This is a genomic window from Microcoleus sp. D2_18a_B4, assembly GCF_036702475.1.
Taxonomy (GTDB): Bacteria; Cyanobacteriota; Cyanobacteriia; order Cyanobacteriales; family Microcoleaceae; genus Microcoleus.
Genome location: NZ_JAUBTL010000010.1, coordinates 67,172 through 83,469, shown reverse-complemented (window position 1 = coordinate 83,469; position 16,298 = coordinate 67,172). Strand labels below are relative to the sequence as shown.

The 16,298-nt window shown below is 46.5% G+C and carries 12 protein-coding genes and 1 pseudogene; 5 read left to right on the top strand and 8 right to left on the bottom strand.

The genetic code is table 11. From position 1 onward, the window contains the following. Positions 1-116: 116 nt before the first annotated feature. The gene (gene hemL, locus QUB04_RS08590) at positions 117-1,415 is read left to right on the top strand and encodes a glutamate-1-semialdehyde 2,1-aminomutase (RefSeq protein ID WP_333283359.1); all 1,299 of its coding nucleotides are present in this window, start codon (positions 117-119) and stop codon (positions 1,413-1,415) included. A gap of 509 nt (positions 1,416-1,924) precedes the next feature. On the opposite strand, the gene QUB04_RS08585 is transcribed toward hemL, so the two are convergent. From QUB04_RS08585 to QUB04_RS08555, 7 genes are all read right to left on the bottom strand, one after another. Next, the gene (locus tag QUB04_RS08585; protein ID WP_333283357.1) at positions 1,925-2,965 is read right to left on the bottom strand and encodes a tetratricopeptide repeat protein; all 1,041 of its coding nucleotides are present in this window, start codon (positions 2,963-2,965) and stop codon (positions 1,925-1,927) included. 450 nt (positions 2,966-3,415) lie between these two features. After that, the gene (locus QUB04_RS08580) at positions 3,416-4,189 is read right to left on the bottom strand and encodes a BMC domain-containing protein (protein WP_333101844.1); all 774 of its coding nucleotides are present in this window, start codon (positions 4,187-4,189) and stop codon (positions 3,416-3,418) included. Positions 4,190-4,394: 205 nt separating this feature from the next. Continuing rightward, positions 4,395-5,084: a carbon dioxide concentrating mechanism protein gene (locus QUB04_RS08575; protein WP_333283355.1), complete on the bottom strand. Its 690-nt coding sequence runs from the start codon at positions 5,082-5,084 to the stop codon at positions 4,395-4,397. Between the two features lie 288 nt (positions 5,085-5,372). Further along, positions 5,373-7,028, bottom strand: coding sequence for a ribulose bisphosphate carboxylase small subunit (locus QUB04_RS08570; RefSeq protein WP_333283353.1), 1,656 nt, complete (start codon positions 7,026-7,028; stop codon positions 5,373-5,375). 117 nt (positions 7,029-7,145) lie between these two features. After that, entirely contained in the window at positions 7,146-7,451 is a 306-nt protein-coding gene (locus tag QUB04_RS08565) for a EutN/CcmL family microcompartment protein (protein WP_006635057.1), read from the bottom strand. Positions 7,452-7,714: 263 nt separating this feature from the next. Next, positions 7,715-8,056: a carbon dioxide-concentrating mechanism protein CcmK gene (locus QUB04_RS08560; protein WP_006635058.1), complete on the bottom strand. Its 342-nt coding sequence runs from the start codon at positions 8,054-8,056 to the stop codon at positions 7,715-7,717. Between the two features lie 96 nt (positions 8,057-8,152). After that, a complete protein-coding gene (locus QUB04_RS08555) occupies positions 8,153-8,464 on the bottom strand; it encodes a carbon dioxide-concentrating mechanism protein CcmK (RefSeq protein WP_006635059.1) in 312 nt (103 codons plus the stop codon). A 688-nt stretch (positions 8,465-9,152) separates the two neighbouring features. Here QUB04_RS08555 and QUB04_RS08550 point away from each other — a divergent pair. Both QUB04_RS08550 and QUB04_RS08545 read left to right on the top strand, forming a co-directional pair. Continuing rightward, positions 9,153-10,422, top strand: a pseudogene (locus tag QUB04_RS08550) (RNA-guided endonuclease InsQ/TnpB family protein). A 58-nt stretch (positions 10,423-10,480) separates the two neighbouring features. After that, complete coding sequence (locus QUB04_RS08545) at positions 10,481-12,355, top strand: NAD(P)H-quinone oxidoreductase subunit F (protein WP_333283351.1); 1,875 nt, start codon at positions 10,481-10,483, stop codon at positions 12,353-12,355. A 274-nt stretch (positions 12,356-12,629) separates the two neighbouring features. Here QUB04_RS08545 and QUB04_RS08540 read toward each other — a convergent pair whose 3' ends face one another. Beyond that, positions 12,630-13,241: a Uma2 family endonuclease gene (locus QUB04_RS08540; protein ID WP_333283349.1), complete on the bottom strand. Its 612-nt coding sequence runs from the start codon at positions 13,239-13,241 to the stop codon at positions 12,630-12,632. A gap of 128 nt (positions 13,242-13,369) precedes the next feature. On the opposite strand from QUB04_RS08540, the gene QUB04_RS08535 reads away from it, so the two are divergent. Together QUB04_RS08535 and QUB04_RS08530 are read left to right on the top strand one after the other, a co-directional pair. After that, positions 13,370-14,884 carry an NADH-quinone oxidoreductase subunit M gene (locus QUB04_RS08535; RefSeq protein WP_333283347.1) on the top strand — a complete coding sequence of 505 codons (1,515 nt, stop codon included), beginning with the start codon at positions 13,370-13,372 and terminating at the stop codon, positions 14,882-14,884. 174 nt (positions 14,885-15,058) lie between these two features. Continuing rightward, positions 15,059-16,225, top strand: a complete 1,167-nt coding sequence (locus tag QUB04_RS08530; RefSeq protein WP_333283344.1) for a CO2 hydration protein — start codon at positions 15,059-15,061, stop codon at positions 16,223-16,225. The last annotated feature ends 73 nt before the right edge of the window (positions 16,226-16,298 follow it).

Sequence of the window (16,298 nt, the reverse complement as noted above, 5' to 3'; positions counted from 1 at the left end):
CATTGGTTTGTACCCTAAAATCTACTAGAATAGTTTCCTTGAATCGACCTAACCTTTATGTTGAACTGGCTATAAAATTATTCTACCAACAACAGACGTTCACTAAGGAGAAAACATTGGTTTCCACAACCTTGAAAACGACCAAATCAGAAGAAATTTTCGCCGCCGCCCAGAAGTTGATGCCAGGTGGCGTCAGTTCCCCCGTCCGCGCCTTCAAATCCGTAGGCGGACAGCCCATCGTCTTTGACAGGGTAAAAGGAGCCTACATTTGGGATGTTGACGAAAACCAATACATTGACTATGTAGGCACTTGGGGCCCAGCCATCTGTGGCCACGCCCACCCGGAAGTCATCAAAGCGTTGCACGAATCTTTAGAAAAAGGTACGAGTTTCGGGGCACCATCGCTGTTGGAAAACGTACTCGCCGAAATGGTCATCGATGCGGTTCCCAGCATTGAAATGGTGCGATTTGTCAACTCCGGCACCGAAGCCTGTATGGCCGTTTTGCGGCTGATGCGAGCTTTCACCGGACGCGATAAACTGATTAAATTTGAAGGCTGCTATCACGGGCACGCCGATATGTTCTTGGTAAAAGCAGGTTCCGGTGTGGCAACTCTGGGCCTTCCCGACTCTCCGGGCGTGCCGAAATCCGTTACTGCCAATACCCTCAACGCTCCCTACAATGACTTAGAAGCAGTAAAAGCTTTATTTGCCGAAAATCCCGGCGAGATAGCAGGCGTAATTCTCGAACCAGTGGTGGGGAATGCCGGTTTTATTACCCCGGATGCAGGTTTTCTCGAAGGTTTGCGGGAAATTACTAAAGATAACGGTGCTTTGTTAGTTTTTGATGAAGTAATGACCGGTTTCCGCATCGCCTACGGCGGAGCTCAGGAAAGATTCGGTGTCACCCCGGATTTGACTACTTTGGGTAAAGTTATCGGTGGCGGTTTGCCGGTGGGAGCTTACGGGGGAAGGCGGGATATTATGGGGATGGTGGCTCCTGCTGGGCCGATGTATCAAGCGGGTACGCTTTCGGGAAATCCTTTGGCGATGACTGCTGGGATTAAGACTTTGGAATTGCTGCAAAAACCCGGCACTTACGAACAGTTGGATAAGATTACTAAAAAACTGTCTGACGGATTGCTAAAAATTGCTAAGGAAGCGGGACACGCGGTTTGGGGCGGGCAAATTAGCGGGATGTTTGGCTTGTTTTTTGCGGCTGGCCCGGTTCACAATTACGAGGATGCGAAGAAGTCGGATTTGACGAAGTTCAGCCGCTTTCACCGGGGAATGTTGGAGCACGGAATTTATCTTGCTCCTTCGCAGTTTGAGGCTGGATTTACTTCTTTGGCTCATACTGACGAAGATATCGATCGAACTTTGGCAGCAGCGCGTGAAGTGATGGCTAGTATTTAACGTGTGTAGTAAGGATGTTAATCCTTAACACTCAGGAATAAATCATTAAAGTCCTTGCTGTTTGTTGGCAGTAAGGACTTTAATTTTTAACTCCTACCCAATCCGCGTTAAAAACCTCTTGATCAGGGCTTACGCAGGGGGCGAGAAACCCGGTTTCTAGAAGATTTTGCGACGACTCACGATAAATATACGCAGAAACCGGGTTTCTGAGGTATTGTTTTTTCCGATGACCTACTTAATGACGAATGAGTAATGACTGCTGACTCATTAGACTTGAATTGCATATAGCCATCCTAAATCCTTTGTGAATTTCTTACTCCCTCCCCTTGATAAGGGGAGGGTTGGGGTGGGGTCAAAAATTTACGACTCCTGCAAGGATTGCTATACATTCACAAAGTATATTTAAATGCCTCTGCGTTGCATCAGCAGTTTTCCTGTCGCTCAATGATTTATGCAATAAGTCTAATGACTAAGGACTAATGACTACTGACTAATGACTACTGACTAAATCAATCATTAATAAATTCACTTTCACAGATAATCGAGTCTCTGTTCTCTAAATCTTCTTGATTCCAGACCGCGTTTAATGCTGCGGAACTTAAGGAAGTTGACATCGTATTTAAGGTTGTGTTGTAGTATTCTACAGCATTATTAAGTTCCACCTGCGGCGCTTCTTTGAAGTACGAATTAATATCAGGCGTACACCGCTGGGCTTGGTAGTAGACATAAGCTTCAGCATTAATGCACATTACGTGGTAAAAATCCTTATTTGCTGCCGCCACATCTCCCAGTTTATACAGCGCTAAACCCCGGTTGAGATAAGCTTTAACATAGTTCGGATCGAGTTCTACTGCTTTGTCAAAGTCTTCAATTGCCAACTGCATTTGTTTTAATTTATAGCGAACGCAACCTCTGTTATAATAGGCATAAATATTTTGTGGATCGATGCCGAGTGCAATGTTGTAATCGGCCATCGCCTGCGTATTGTCTCCTAATTGGTGGTAACAGAGACCTCGATTTATGTAAGCTTTGATATATCTAGGATTCAACCGCAGCGTTTCGTTAAAGTTTTCCGTTGCTGCCTCTTTTTCTCCCAAAAGGTAGTAAGCGCGCCCCCGGTTGTAATAGGTTTTATAATTGTTGGAATTGATAGATAGAGATCGATTGTAGTCTTCTATTGCTTCTTCGTAATTTCCTAAATTAGCAAGTACAAGTCCCCGGTTGTTGTAGATAGCGTAGCTGTTAGGCTTATTTGCTAAAGCACAGTTTAGATCATCAATGGCTTTTTCGTGTTCTCCGAGATGACGCCAAGCATTGCCTCGATTCAAGTAAGCCTCGAAGAAGTTAGGATTGATATCTAAGGCTTGGCTGAGGTCTGCGATCGCTTTTTGGTAGTCTTTCATGTAATAGTAAACCAAGCCGCGATTGTTATAGGCTTTGGCATCGGCGGGATTGACTTGCAGTATCTGATCGAAGTCCTCAAGTGCCGCTTCATAGTTTCCTTTCTTGGCGCTGTGCAAACCGCGCTTGTAAAATTGTTTGAGGTTCATAGGTCAACTTTCAGGATTGCTTGATTCTGGGGGTTGATTCCTGTGCAGTCAGTTTTGAGTTAGAGGGCCGTTCATCTGTTGGAAGAGCATCCACCTGGGGTCAGAGTAACTCTTGAATGATTCCCGGCAATCTACCGTATACAGGATTTTGGGTTTATTTTAACAGTAGTTAAATCCTGTTGAAAGGCTCTGCGCCTCGGCTGGAGTTACTTATTAGTCAGTTCGATTGTTTACCCGATCGACTTAATCTCAAAAGTCTAGTTTTACTTGGTGCTCTGTGTCTCTTGATGCGGCGGCGATCGGCTCGATCGCCCAATTAAGTTTGAGACCGCTACTCAGTATAAATTGTTGCCAGCAGTCCTACCGAGTAAACTCTATATTTTTTTGACAAACTTCGTCTCAGTATTTGCGGCAGTACGTCTCTACAAACTTTTGTTGCCTAATTACCAATTACCGATTGATTTCCTCTTCCACATAAACTCTCAATTTCTCCAAATCTGGAAGTTCGATCAATTCTTGTTCCTTTTCCTTAACCGACACGGGCATCATCACAGGTTTACGCTGCTCGATCCAGCAACTCGCCAGAGGTAAAGTTTGTTCCAAATCTTCCAAAGGCCTCGGAATTACCATCACCGCGTTCAACTCGCCAATTCTCTCAGCTTCGTACATCCCGGCCTCTACGGCTACTGCTACATCTGCAACTGCACCGCGAATAATGGCCGTACACAAACCGGCGCCAATTTTCTCGTAAGCTGCCAAGTGTACGTCTGCGGATTTGAGCATAGCATCGCAAGCGCCCACCATTGCCGGGAATCCCCGCGTTTCGAGCAAACCGATCGCCTGATTGCTAAGCCGAGAATAACTGCCTTTTTCCGAAAGTTCAGTCAGCCGAAAGCCGATCGGCAAAACCACTTCCAAATTAGCCAAAGGTCTAGCAATCACCAACTTAGAAACAAACTGCCCGAACTGTTCGGCAGTTTGAGCTCCAGCTTCCACAGCCAAACGCACATCCGAAATTCTGCCCCGGACGATCGCGGTACAGTGACCGGAACCAATTTTTTCGTATCCTACTAAAATCACTCCTGCCGACTTGAGCATCATGTCAGCAGTCCCCACAATTGCCGGAAAACTCTTGGTGGATACCAAACCCAAAGCAGTGTCTTTGAAGTATTCCTGGCGCTGCGATCGCTCTTCGTGACTGTTACGATCTGTTTGTCCGTCCATCTTCTATTACCCTTAGAAACTTCCCAAAATAAAAATTTGTTGATAGTTTATAGTTTCTCAGATGAGAAGACAGACTGCACGAGCTACAAAACACTGATTGCTGCTGCAAGGCCTGACAAATTGCTGAGCTACCAATAATATGAGATTACCTATTGATATTTGATCTTTCTGCCTTTAGCATAGCTGGCTTTTGCCGAAATGACGGCTACCCGGAACCGCCCGATAGAGTTTGGCCGTTTTCCTCCGATCGATTAAAAGCTTGCCGGTGCGGAAACAGCGTGCCCAACAGCCGATTGATGTGAGCTTGACCGTACAGAATAGTTGGCGTCTCCCCTGGTTGGGGTGGCTCTGCGGCGGTGGATTCCGGCGGGTCTGGGGCCGTCTCCGGCGCAGTTTGAGGCGGTGTTTGGGGGGGTTGTGGCGGCTCGATCGGCTCGATCGGTCGATCGACTGGTGGCGTAGTGGCTTCGGGGGTTTCTGGTGATGTTGGCGCTGCTGTTGGCGCTGCTGTTGGCGCTGCTGCTGTTGGTTCTGCGGCGACTTGGCGGCTGGTATCTCCCATTAGAGAACCTGCTGCCATAATTTGCATTTTGTCGATACAAGGATTGATTAGCGTCGTCGCGGCGCCAATACACGCATTTTCCCCGATCGTTCCCGCACCTACCACCAGCACCCCTGCACCCAGAATAACGCCCGCGGCGATTTCCAGAGTACCTTCACGGGCGTGAAGGATAACTCCCATACCGATACAGGCACCGGCGGCGATCGAGATCCGGCTTCCGGGCTCTGCTTGCAGGATTGCTCCAGGGGCGATCGCCGCACCCTCATTCACAACTACATCGCCACTCATCAAAATCTGAGAGTTGCTACTTAATTGCAGTGGCGATAAATACATTCGACTTCACCATGAAAGGAGCTATTTTTTTCGATAAAACGACTTTAAATTATGGGTTTTCTCGACTGATAAATTTAACCATGTCAATCTAAGAAACGATAATTTACTAATACTGAGAAGCTTGATGCTTTAACGTTTTATAGAAACTTTCAGAAGATTCTAGATTCTGACCAACATTTCTCATTCGAGCTTTTTAACTATCTCAAATCCAACTTAAATCCGCTGGGGTTTCTCCCGTTAGCCCAGCGCGAGGGCTTAACGGGAGAAGCAAGCTAATTACCTAGCAAATTAAGGACGCTGGATAATTTCTTCGAGTACCCGGCGCTTCGCCTTGGAGTCGATGCCCAGCAAGCGGACGTACTCGCCGCTGTGTTCTTTGAGACAGCTTTCGAGGGCAGAAATCACTTCGGATTCGTGGTTGGATGCGATCGGGGCGCAACTGCTCCAAGAACCGGTGCGGAAACGGCGCGCGTCGGCGTGTTCCGTGCCAATTTTGTAGCCTTGGGAAAGCAGGTTGCGGATTTGGTCGATCGTCTTGCCGGTCAAACTTCCGCTGCTGGCCGAACCAGTCGAAGCTGCTTTGTATCCCGATGTTGCTGCCGAGTTAGATGTTGCTGCCGGCTTAGCCGATTGAGCAACCGGGCCGTCGGGACGCTGAATAATTTCTTCAACTATGCGTCGCTTAGCTTTCGGGTCAATCCCGATCAAGCGCACGTACTCACCCGGGTACTCGTTCATCACAGCTTCCAAAGCGGCGATCGCCTCAGATTCGTTTTTCACTTGCAGCGAAGCCCCGCTTTGCCAAGAACCGGTGCGGAAGCGGCGCGCGTCGGCGTGTTCCGTCCCCACCTTGTAGCCTTGAGCTAGCAAGCCGCGAACCTGAGCCACTGTTTCGGCACTCAATTTTCCGCTTGACACGGAACCGCTATTGTGGTTTGAAGCTTGTTGTGCAACTTTACCGTTAGATTGGTGAGTTTTGGCACCGTTAGAACCGTTAGAGCCGTTGTCTCCGGGTCTTTGGACGATTTCTTCGAGTACGCGGCGCTTGGCTTTGGTGTCAATCCCGATCAAGCGGACGTATTCTCCTTGGTGCTCGGCCATGCAAGCTGACAAAGCCGCGATTACTTCAGAGTCACGGGTTGAGGAAATCGGGCCGCAAGTGCGCCAAGAACCGGTCCGGAAGTGTCGCACGTCGGCGTGTTCGGCTCCCACGCTGTATCCTTGAGCTAGTAAATTGCGGATGCTATCGGCAAGAGTTGAACTCAATTGGGTGCCGGCATTGGTAGAATATTTGGTTTGAGTCATATTTGGGTTTTTAGTTTGCTCGTTGCGAATTGGTGCTAGACAGGCGATGTTCTCAGCGCAGCGATAACCCGTTCTCAGAGCGTCATTGATGCCGATGACATGGGTCGCAAATTGAATGTCAGAATCTTGAACGTCAGGCAAGCGATCGGCTTGCTTCTGATTAGTGATGATGGCTCCCGAAGGTACGTACTTACCGGGGGGAATCTCCACATCTTTAATTAGTACGTGCATCATGACAATGCAGCCGTTGCCCACTCTGGCATTGAACACCGTAGAGCGAAAGCCGATAAAGCAGTTCTCGCCCACGTAGGCAGGGCCGTGAATTAAACTCATGTGGGTGAGGGAAGTATTTTTCCCCACCCACACAGAATAGGATTTGTCGTCGTCTCCTGTGACTCGGCCTTGTTCTAGGCCGTGAATCACTACTCCGTCTTGAATGTTGCTTCCTTCTCCGATATAAAAAGGAGTGCCTTCATCGGCGCGGATAGATGTCCCGGGGGCAATCATCACATTAGAACCGATATGCACATCCCCAATAATGTTAGAAAAGGAATGTACGAAGGCGGTGTCGTGAATTTTGGGCTCAGCCAAGTTTTTCGACCAAGGCGTCGGGGGAGCCGCAACGTTGCGGACTGCCATAAATTAAGTTCTCCTAAGCTGAAAAAAATTTTGTTAGTTGTTAGTTGTTAGTTGTTAGTTGTTAGTTGTTAGTTGTTAGTTATTTTTCCACTAACTGCTAACTGTTAACGGTTGCAACTAGCCGTACGGGTCGTCTTTTTTACTGTAAATGAGGCGGTTTTCTACATTGACAGTATCTATAATGCCTACTACTAGAGCATCGATCGGACGGTTTTCACTTCCGGGCGCGATCCGGGCTGCGCTGCCTCGGGTTACTAAAACCCATTCATCTATACCAGCGCCCACACAGTCAGCGGCTACCTCATAGCCGGGAACTGGCGAACCTTCCTCATCGATGAATTGCAGCAGTAGAAATTTCGATCCTCTCAGTGTCGGCTCTTTTTGGGTACTGACAACTGTGCCGAGAACTTTGGCCATTTGCATTTTAGGTAATAGGTAATAGGTAATTGGTAACTGTCATTTTTACACTGTCACTTGTCTTTTTTTAATTAGCTCTGTCCTCAGTCCGCTGTCCGCTTTTTAGAGCTTCGTCTAGTAACTAATGACTTATGACTCATGACTCATGACTAATAACCAATATCCCATACCCACCTCAATTAAAAATTAAAAATGCTAAATCAAAAACAGCGCGATTTTTAATTTTTAATTTTTAATTACCAAACGCCCCTAACAGCCGTGAGCCTATCTTATGATCTGTTGAGGGGGCGAATGCCGCTCACGCCTTCACGGAACTGTTCTACAGCTTCGGTGTAGCGAATGGGCAACACGTACTCTAAGTTTTCGTGAGGGCGGGCGATAATGTGGGTGGACATGACTTGTCCGCCGTTAACGCGCTTCACTGACTCTACTCCGGCTGCGACAGAAGCTTGCACTTCCGAGACATCTCCTCTTACAATGACCGTAACCCGAGCGCTACCGATTTTTTCGTAGCCTACCAAGGTGACGCGGGCTGCTTTGACCATCGCGTCAGCGGCTTCTACCACTGCGGGGAAGCCTAGGGTTTCGATCATGCCAACTGCAATTGCCATTGGTTTTACTCCTGATTGAATATTTGGGGAACTAAACAGTTAATTTTTGACGATCGCACAAATTTTTCTTTAACGAAATTTTTGTGCGCTAAGAACTTAGTAGCCTCGGAACTGTTCTACTGCTTCTGTGTATCGAATCGGCAGAACGTATTCTAGGTTTTCGTGGGGGCGAGCGATGATGTGGGTAGAGACGACTTCTCCGCCGTTCACCCGCTTGACGGATTCCACTCCTGCGGCGACTGAGGCTTGGACTTCCGACACGTTGCCGCGCACAATTACGGTGACGCGGGCGCTGCCAATTTTTTCATAGCCCACGAGGGTAACGCGGGCAGCTTTGACCATAGCATCGGCAGCTTCCACAACAGCGGGAAAACCTTTTGTCTCAATCATTCCCACGGCAATTGACATTTTTGAATCTCCTTTGAGGATGAGCGAAATTACCGTTACAAATCTTTGAGAAATCTAAAAATTTGGACGGGGAGGCCCACATTTATTAGTAAGGCAGTGTAAAGCTTCCTATCCTATAAGAATAGGGGAAGCTGTCCACCTTGACAATATAAACTAACATCATAATGTTTAATAACAAAAATTAAAATTTTTTATGTTACTTAAAGTAATTTAATATTTATTTAATAATCTTAATATATAGAGGGGTAGATGCCGACGGCGTGGGGGATTAAAGTAAGTAATAATACTCATAAAGTAGAGTTCGGTATGTGAAGCCGGAGCCGATCGCACCCGGGAAACTTGGGGATTTCAAAAGGGGGATCGCGGGTAAATCGGCAAAAAAGGCAGTCTTGGCCCATCGGCCGGCATTTTTTTCTTTGAGTGCCTCCTCTGCTCAGCCTGTAATTTTGTCTTGAAATAATTATCAGTTTTGATGCTTTAATGTATAGTTAATCTGGAGTGCAAATTATTTTGCCACAACTATACGATCGGGTTTAGTGAAAGTTTTAGGGTATCGCGCGATCGCCCGCGACAGTTTTTGTATTGTAAAACTTCATGGAGTTTATAAGCAATTATAAACAATAATGGTATTATATTGTTGTGAGTGTTGAACAAGGAATACGCATAGCCCAAAAAACGCAAGTCTCAAATGCAACTAACACAGAGGCACATCATTAAATCAACGGAACACCGTTTCGCCCAAATAGACGAACTAGCTTTCCAGTCGAAAAACCTCTACAATGCCGCCAATTACGTCATTCGTCAGAGCTTTATTTATGGATGGGGTTATGTCAGTTATAACGAAATGAACCGATTGATGAAGTCTCATGAAGCCTACAAGGCTTTGCCTGCTAAAGTTAGTCAGCAAATCTTGATGGTGCTAGACAAGAATTGGAAATCGTTTTTTGAAGCCGTTAAAGCTTACAAAGCTGACTCTTCAAAATTCACTGGTCGCCCAAAATTGCCAAAGTACAAAGACAAAACCAAAGGGCGAAACCTTCTCGTCTACACGATTCAAGCGATTAGTAGTAAACAGTTGAAGAAAGGAATCATTAAACTTTCGGGGACTGAACTTTTAATTAAAACCCTACTCAATCCCAACCAGATTTGTCAAGTTAGACTGGTTCCGAAATGTGATTCCTATGTAATTGAGATAATTTATGATGAACCGGAGTCCACCCTTGGCAATGCCAACTCTGTAGCTAGTATTGATTTGGGACTGGATAATTTAGTGGCGTTAACTTCAAATCAGCCGGGATTTATCCCTTTGTTGATTAACGGGCGACCATTAAAATCGATTAACCAGTTCTATAACAAACGCAAATCCCGATTACAATCCCAGTTAAAAGGGAATCGTCAAACCTCACCCAGGATGAGCGCGATTAACTCGCTGTCGCAATCAGAAAGTTGATAATTACTTGCATCATGCTAGTCGTGTGATTGTTGCGATTTTAAATACCAAACAAATTGGGACGCTAGTAATTGGCAAGAATGCACAGTGGAAAACTGAAATTGATCTAGGGAAGCAAACCAACCAAAACTTTGTTAGTATTCCTCACTCTCGATTAATTGAAATGTTGGAGTACAAAGCTCGGTTGGTGGGAATCACAGTAATTGTGCAGGAAGAATCCTACACATCGCGGGCCAACTTCGTGGGTCTAGACCCAATCCCTGTCTACGGGAAAACAGAAAAAGAGCCAATGTTTACTGGTAAGCGTATTAAGCGAGGTTTGTACAAAACATCGACTGGTCAGTTAATTAATTCTGATATCAACGCTTCGTACAACATCCTCAGAAAAGCAATCCCAAATGCGTTCAGCGATGGGATAGGGAGCTGCGTAGTTCAGCCGAGGCGGGTTAATCCGCTCAAAGTAAAAGTGAAGGGGGAGGGGCTTGAAGCCTCCCATGCCTATAAATGACTATACTTTTACCAGCTATAAAGGCAGCCAGTAATTTGAAGTTTAAGGCATAAATTAAATGACTCAATTTCTCCTCCAAGCCTGTTGGTGGGTACCTTTATATGGCTTAATAGGCGCAATTTTAACTTTGCCGTGGTCTACGGGCACCGTTCGCAGAACAGGCCCGAGACCTGCAGCATACTTCAATTTGCTGATGACGGTGTTAGCTTTCATACACGGATCAGTTATTTTTACAGCGACTTGGGATCAACCGCCCCAACAGTTGCTCGTGCACTGGGTGCAAGCAGCCGATTTAGATTTGTCTTTTGCAATAGAAATCTCCACCGTCAGCGTCGGAGCAATGGAGTTAGTTAGTGTTCTGAGTTTGCTAGCACAAATTTACGCTCTAGGCTACATGGAAAAAGACTGGGCGCTAGCTCGATTTTTTGGGCTGATGGGTTTTTTTGAAGCGGCAATTAGCGGCATTGCCATTAGCGACTCGCTGCTTCTAACTTACGCTTTGTTGGAAATGCTGACGCTTTCAACTTACTTGCTAGTCGGGTTTTGGTACGCTCAACCGCTGGTAGTAACAGCCGCTAGAGATGCGTTTTTAACCAAGCGTGTAGGAGACGTGCCACTGCTGATGGGAGTAGTGACGCTTTCAACTTTAGCAGGAAGTTTGAATTTTTCCGATTTGGAAATATGGGCTGAAACTGCAACTTTGTCTCCCCTAGTGGCGACTCTTTTAGGTTTGGCTTTAATCTCCGCACCTACGGCCAAGTGCGCTCAATTTCCCTTCCATCTATGGCTCGACGAGGCGATGGAAGGGCCCAACCCGGCTTCGATTATGCGGAATACGGTAGTTGTGGGCGCTGGGGCTTATGTTTTGATTAAACTTCAGCCTGTTTTAGCGCTTTCGCCGATCGCAGATGCGGTGCTGGTGGTTTTGGGTGCGGTGACGGCTGTTGGCGCTTCCTTGGTGGCGATCGCCCAAATCGACATCAAAAGAGCACTATCGCATTCTACCAGCGCATCTTTGGGTTTGGTGTTTATCGCCGTGGGGCTAAATCAAGTTGACATTGCTTTGCTGTTGCTGTTCGCGCACTCGATCGCCAAAGGCCTATTATTCATGAGCGTAGGGTCAATTATTACCACAACTAACACTCAAGATTTAACAGAAATGGGTGGGTTGTGGTCGAAGATGCCTGCCACGACTACGGCTTATTTAGTAGGCGCTGCGGGGATGGTGGCGCTGTTACCTCTGGGCAACTTTTGGGCGATGCGACGCTGGCTCAACGGTTTTTGGACTCTGCCTTTGTGGCTGGTAATTGTGTTGCTTTTGGTTAATGGTTTGACGGCGCTAAATTTAACTCGCATATTCGGTTTAGTGTTCGCTGGAAAACCGCAGCCGAAAACTCGCAGAGCTCCAGAAGTTGGTTGGCAGATGGCTTTGCCGATGGTAATTTTGACAGTGATGGGGCTATTAGTGCCTTGGATGTTGCAGCAGTGGCAATTGTTAATTAGTTGGACTGGGCCTTGGGCGGAAACGGGGGATTTTGATACTTTAAATTTGCTGTTGAAGACTCTGCATCTTCCGCTGTTAATGTTATCTGGGTTGATAGGCGTTGCGGTTGGGGTGGCGATTTATTGGTACGGGGTTTTACCTCGACCGGTACGGCTGCCGGTGCCGGCGTTGCAGGATTTGTTTGCTTACGATTTTTATATCGATCGAGTTTACCGCGTGACTGTCGTTTGGGCTGTGGCTTTTATTTCTAAAATCAGCGCTTGGACTGATAGGTATGTGGTGGACGGGGCGGTGAATTTGTTCGGTTTTGCCACAATTTTCAGCGGTGAAGGGTTGAAGTACAGCGGCACCGGTCAGTCGCAGTTTTATGTGTTGACTATTGCGACGGGGGTTGCTGTGTTGCTGGCGTTGATTATTTGGCAGTTTTAAACCGCAGAGGTTGGCAGATGAATTTTTCGGGGTTTGTCTGCTTTTTGTCTGATGTTATGGGAGCATCTCATATTTGCAAAAACACTTCTTTCTTCTTCCTTCTGACTCTTTTCTCCTGGCTCCTGACTCCTGACTCCTAATTCCAATTTCGAGCTTTGCTGCTTTCATTGAGATGCTCCCGATGTTATTTAATTTTAAACCGCAGATGAGGGCGGATGAACGCAGATAAACGCAGATGATTTTATTCTGGGTTGGTCTGCTTTTTTATCTAATTTTATTCAAACTCGATCGGCCACAATTCTGTCACCGCAACTTCCCAACCGGGCAAAAGTTCGGGAATTGAAATCATGTCGCCGTCTCTCAATACCACTGGCTCGGCTGTCGGAGTGTAAATTGTTACTGTGCGCTTGTCTGGGTCGATTAATATTCCTACTTTTGCTCCGAGTTCGATGAATGATAGAATTTTTTGTCGCAGGGGTTTGAGGCGATCGCACTGAGATTTGATTTCTACAACTAAGTCGGGGACAAGTTCGGCAAAATACCTTTTACTTTGTTTGAGGCGATCGGCTGTCACAAAAGAAACATCGGGGGCTGTAACATTTGAATTGGGGAGAATAAACCCGCCGCTGGACTCAAACACTCGTCCGAGTTTGCGGGGTTTGACCCAGTTAAGCAAAAGTCTGCCAAACTCTGCCCCAATTTCGCTCGATACAATGTCTGATGGGCCCCTAACGATAATCTTCCCGTCTACGAGTTCTAATTGGTAGTCTAGATGTGCTTCCGAGAGTATACCTTGCAGTTGTTCCAAGTCGGTAACTGTTAGCCTGGTGGAAGGATAGGCCGATCGAATTTGCAAATCTTCCCGATCGGTAAGACTTGAGGTCATAGGAGGATTCCAGAGACATTTGAATCTATGTTAACAAGAAAATTAGCCGATCGCTTTTTTATGCAGTTGGTTTGCGTTAATGTTAAATATAGTTCTAAAAACTGCGTAATAAAGGAAAGTTTTAATTGATGCTCAGTGCTTTAATCTGGATACCAATGTTGGCGGCCGCCCTGATTGGGCTCTGGCCCGGTGCGATCAGTTCTAAAATAGTTCGGAATGTCGCGATCGCCATTGCGGGTATAACTTTTATTCTATCGGTGATTTTGGCAGTTCAGTTTGATGCCAGTACCAGTCAGTTGCAGTTTTCGGAATTTATCCCTTGGATAGATGCTTTGGGATTGAATTACAATCTCGGCGTTGATGGTTTGTCTCTGCCTTTGGTAATTTTAAATACTCTGCTGACAGGGCTAGCTATTTACGCTACGGATGAGTCGATCCGCAGACCTCGACTTTATTATTCTTTGATTCTGTTAATTACAGGCGGCGTAACCGGGGCTTTTTTATCTCAAAATTTGCTGCTGTTTTTCCTGTTTTTTGAGGTAGAATTGATTCCGCTTTACCTGTTAATTGCGATTTGGGGAGGCGAGCGCCGGGGTTATGCTGCTACTAAGTTTTTAATCTATACTGCATTTTCGGGAATTGTGCTGCTGGCTGCTTTCTTGGGGACTGGTTGGCTTAGTGGTGCTTCTAGTTTCGATATGGTTGGTGCAGCGGGCGCATCGCATTTGCAAGGAGGATTGCCATTGCCTTTGGTAAGGCAAATTGTTTTGCTGGCAGGGGTGTTGCTGGCTTTTGGAATTAAGATGCCTTTAGTGCCTTTTCATACTTGGCTGCCGGATGCTCACGTAGAAGCTTCGACGCCGGTTTCGGTGCTGCTGGCGGGGGTGCTTTTGAAGCTGGGAACTTATGGGATGCTGCGCTTTGGTTTGGGTTTGTTTCCAGATGCGTGGGCGGTGGCGGCGCCGACTTTGGCGAGTTGGGCGGTGGTAAGCGTGCTTTACGGGGCGAGTTGCGCGATCGCCCAAAAAGATATGAAAAAAATTGTAGCTTACAGTTCGATCGCTCACATGGGCTACATTTTGTTAGCTAGCGCCGCAGCTACTCCGATTAGTATGCTGGGAACTGTTTTGCAAATGGTTAGCCACGGTTTAATTTCGGGGCTGCTATTTTTGAGTGTCGGCGTTGTTTACAAAAAATCCGGCACCCGCAACATCGATGTGCTCAAAGGTTTGTTCAATCCCGATCGCGGTTTGCCGATGATTGGCAGTTTAATGATCCTCGGCGTGATGGCTAGTGCCGGCATTCCGGGTTTGGCTGGATTTATTGCTGAATTTTTGATATTTCGGGGCAGTTTGCCAGTGTTTCCGGTGCAAACTTTGCTCTGCATGATCGGCACTGGTTTAACTTCTGTTTACTTTTTAATTATGGTCAACCGCGCCTTTTTCGGCCGCCTTTCGGATGTGGTGGTAAATTTGCCGCAAGTCCGCTGGCGCGATCGCATCCCTTCGCTGGTTTTAGCCATAATTATCGCAATCATGGGAGTGCAACCGGGAGTTTTAGTTGCTTTGAGCGAGAAAACTGCGATCGGAATGGTTGCTAATGTGCCACCCCAAGTTAAAGTGATTGCTCAAAACTTGAAATAAAATATGACCTAGGTTCGTAGCATCGGACTTTAGTCTTATGGCAGTTTTCAATCCCATGAAATACAGCAGACGGCTGTAGGGAGACGGCACTGCCGTGTCCCTACCTATTCCCTTTATCAGTGTATCCGTGTTCAAATCCTTGTCGTTCCTTCCTTCACTTAAGGTTAAATAAGAATGAAAAGTACCGTATTAAAACCCTCTTCCCATCCCCTATCCGCATACATTGACCTCTTGGAATCAGGCAAAGCTTTGCTTCCCGAATCGGCGGAAAATGTAGTAGAAGTTGTCGGCATTCTCAAAAGTTACGGTGTGGTTCTCGATGCCTATTCTCGCAATCTCAATTATATTGCAGAAGAACAGTTTTTAGTGCTTTTCCCGTTTTTTAAATATTTCAACGGAGAGGTAACGCTACCCAAATTAATTCGCTATTTGTGGCACGATCGCATTAATTTTGAGTATGCTGAGTATTGTATGAGAACAATGCTGTGGCACGGGGGCGGCGGTTTGGACACTTATTTGGATTCCCCGGAATTTAGCAGTTTGGTCGAAAAGGCGATCGCTGCTAAATTGAAAGGCAATTTTTTCATGCAGGGACTAAACAAAGCATTTCCTGATTTTTTGCCGGAACAAGTGCGGATGCTGGCTTACTACACCGGTCTCGGTCAGTTTTGGCGGGTAATGAGCGATTTGTTCATCGACTTATCTGATTCCTACGAAGCCGGTAAAATTAAGTCGATCGCAGACGTAGTTGATTTTGTCTTAGCAGGTTTGGTTAGCGCCGCCAGTTTACCAATTACCTACAGCGTCAAGATTGGCCCTCAAGTCTACGATATCATTCCGGCGAGCGCTAACTTAACATTTTTACCAGATGTAGCAGTGCCTTATGTAGAGTCAATTTTCTTTCGGGGCACTGCGTTTTTTGGTACAGTTTCCTACAACGCTCAAGCTCATCAAATCCCGGAAGAACAAAGAGAATTTGCCTACGGGGCTTTGTTTGCTGACCCTTTACCGATTGGAGGTGCAGGGATTCCGCCAACTCAATTAATGCAAGATATGCGTCATTATTTGCCGGAGTATTTGCACGAAGTTTATCGCACTAGCTGTCGCGGTGAAGACGATGTGCGGGTGCAAATTTGCCAGAGTTTTCAAAAGTCGATGTTTTGCGTGACGACGGCGACTATTTTCGGTCTAGCACCTCATCCAATGAATACATCAGATCCAGAGGAAAGAAAGGCTAATCGGGCTTATTTGGAAGGTTGGATGGATCGATTTGGGAATTCTCGCTTGGATTGGGCAAATCAGCCAACTAATAGGGCCTGTCAGTTGTTCCCCGAACGGTAGAATGGCGACTGGTTTTGAGGGCGCAATGTCTCTAGGAGTTACCACAATAATACCTGAAGAAAGCAATTGCTTT

Bases quoted from the DNA above. Each gene is read 5' to 3' on its own strand.
- QUB04_RS08535 (WP_333283347.1), top strand. From the start codon at position 13,370: ATGCTCAGTGCTTTAATCTGGATACCAATGTTGGCGGCCGCCCTGATT.
- QUB04_RS08555 (WP_006635059.1), bottom strand. From the start codon at position 8,464: ATGTCAATTGCCGTGGGAATGATTGAGACAAAAGGTTTTCCCGCTGTT.
- QUB04_RS08585 (WP_333283357.1), bottom strand. From the start codon at position 2,965: ATGAACCTCAAACAATTTTACAAGCGCGGTTTGCACAGCGCCAAGAAA.
- QUB04_RS08540 (WP_333283349.1), bottom strand. From the start codon at position 13,241: ATGACCTCAAGTCTTACCGATCGGGAAGATTTGCAAATTCGATCGGCC.
- QUB04_RS08575 (WP_333283355.1), bottom strand. From the start codon at position 5,084: ATGTATTTATCGCCACTGCAATTAAGTAGCAACTCTCAGATTTTGATG.
- QUB04_RS08545 (WP_333283351.1), top strand. From the start codon at position 10,481: ATGACTCAATTTCTCCTCCAAGCCTGTTGGTGGGTACCTTTATATGGC.
- QUB04_RS08580 (WP_333101844.1), bottom strand. From the start codon at position 4,189: ATGGACGGACAAACAGATCGTAACAGTCACGAAGAGCGATCGCAGCGC.
- QUB04_RS08565 (WP_006635057.1), bottom strand. From the start codon at position 7,451: ATGCAAATGGCCAAAGTTCTCGGCACAGTTGTCAGTACCCAAAAAGAG.
- QUB04_RS08560 (WP_006635058.1), bottom strand. From the start codon at position 8,056: ATGGCAATTGCAGTTGGCATGATCGAAACCCTAGGCTTCCCCGCAGTG.
- QUB04_RS08530 (WP_333283344.1), top strand. From the start codon at position 15,059: ATGAAAAGTACCGTATTAAAACCCTCTTCCCATCCCCTATCCGCATAC.
- QUB04_RS08570 (WP_333283353.1), bottom strand. From the start codon at position 7,028: ATGGCAGTCCGCAACGTTGCGGCTCCCCCGACGCCTTGGTCGAAAAAC.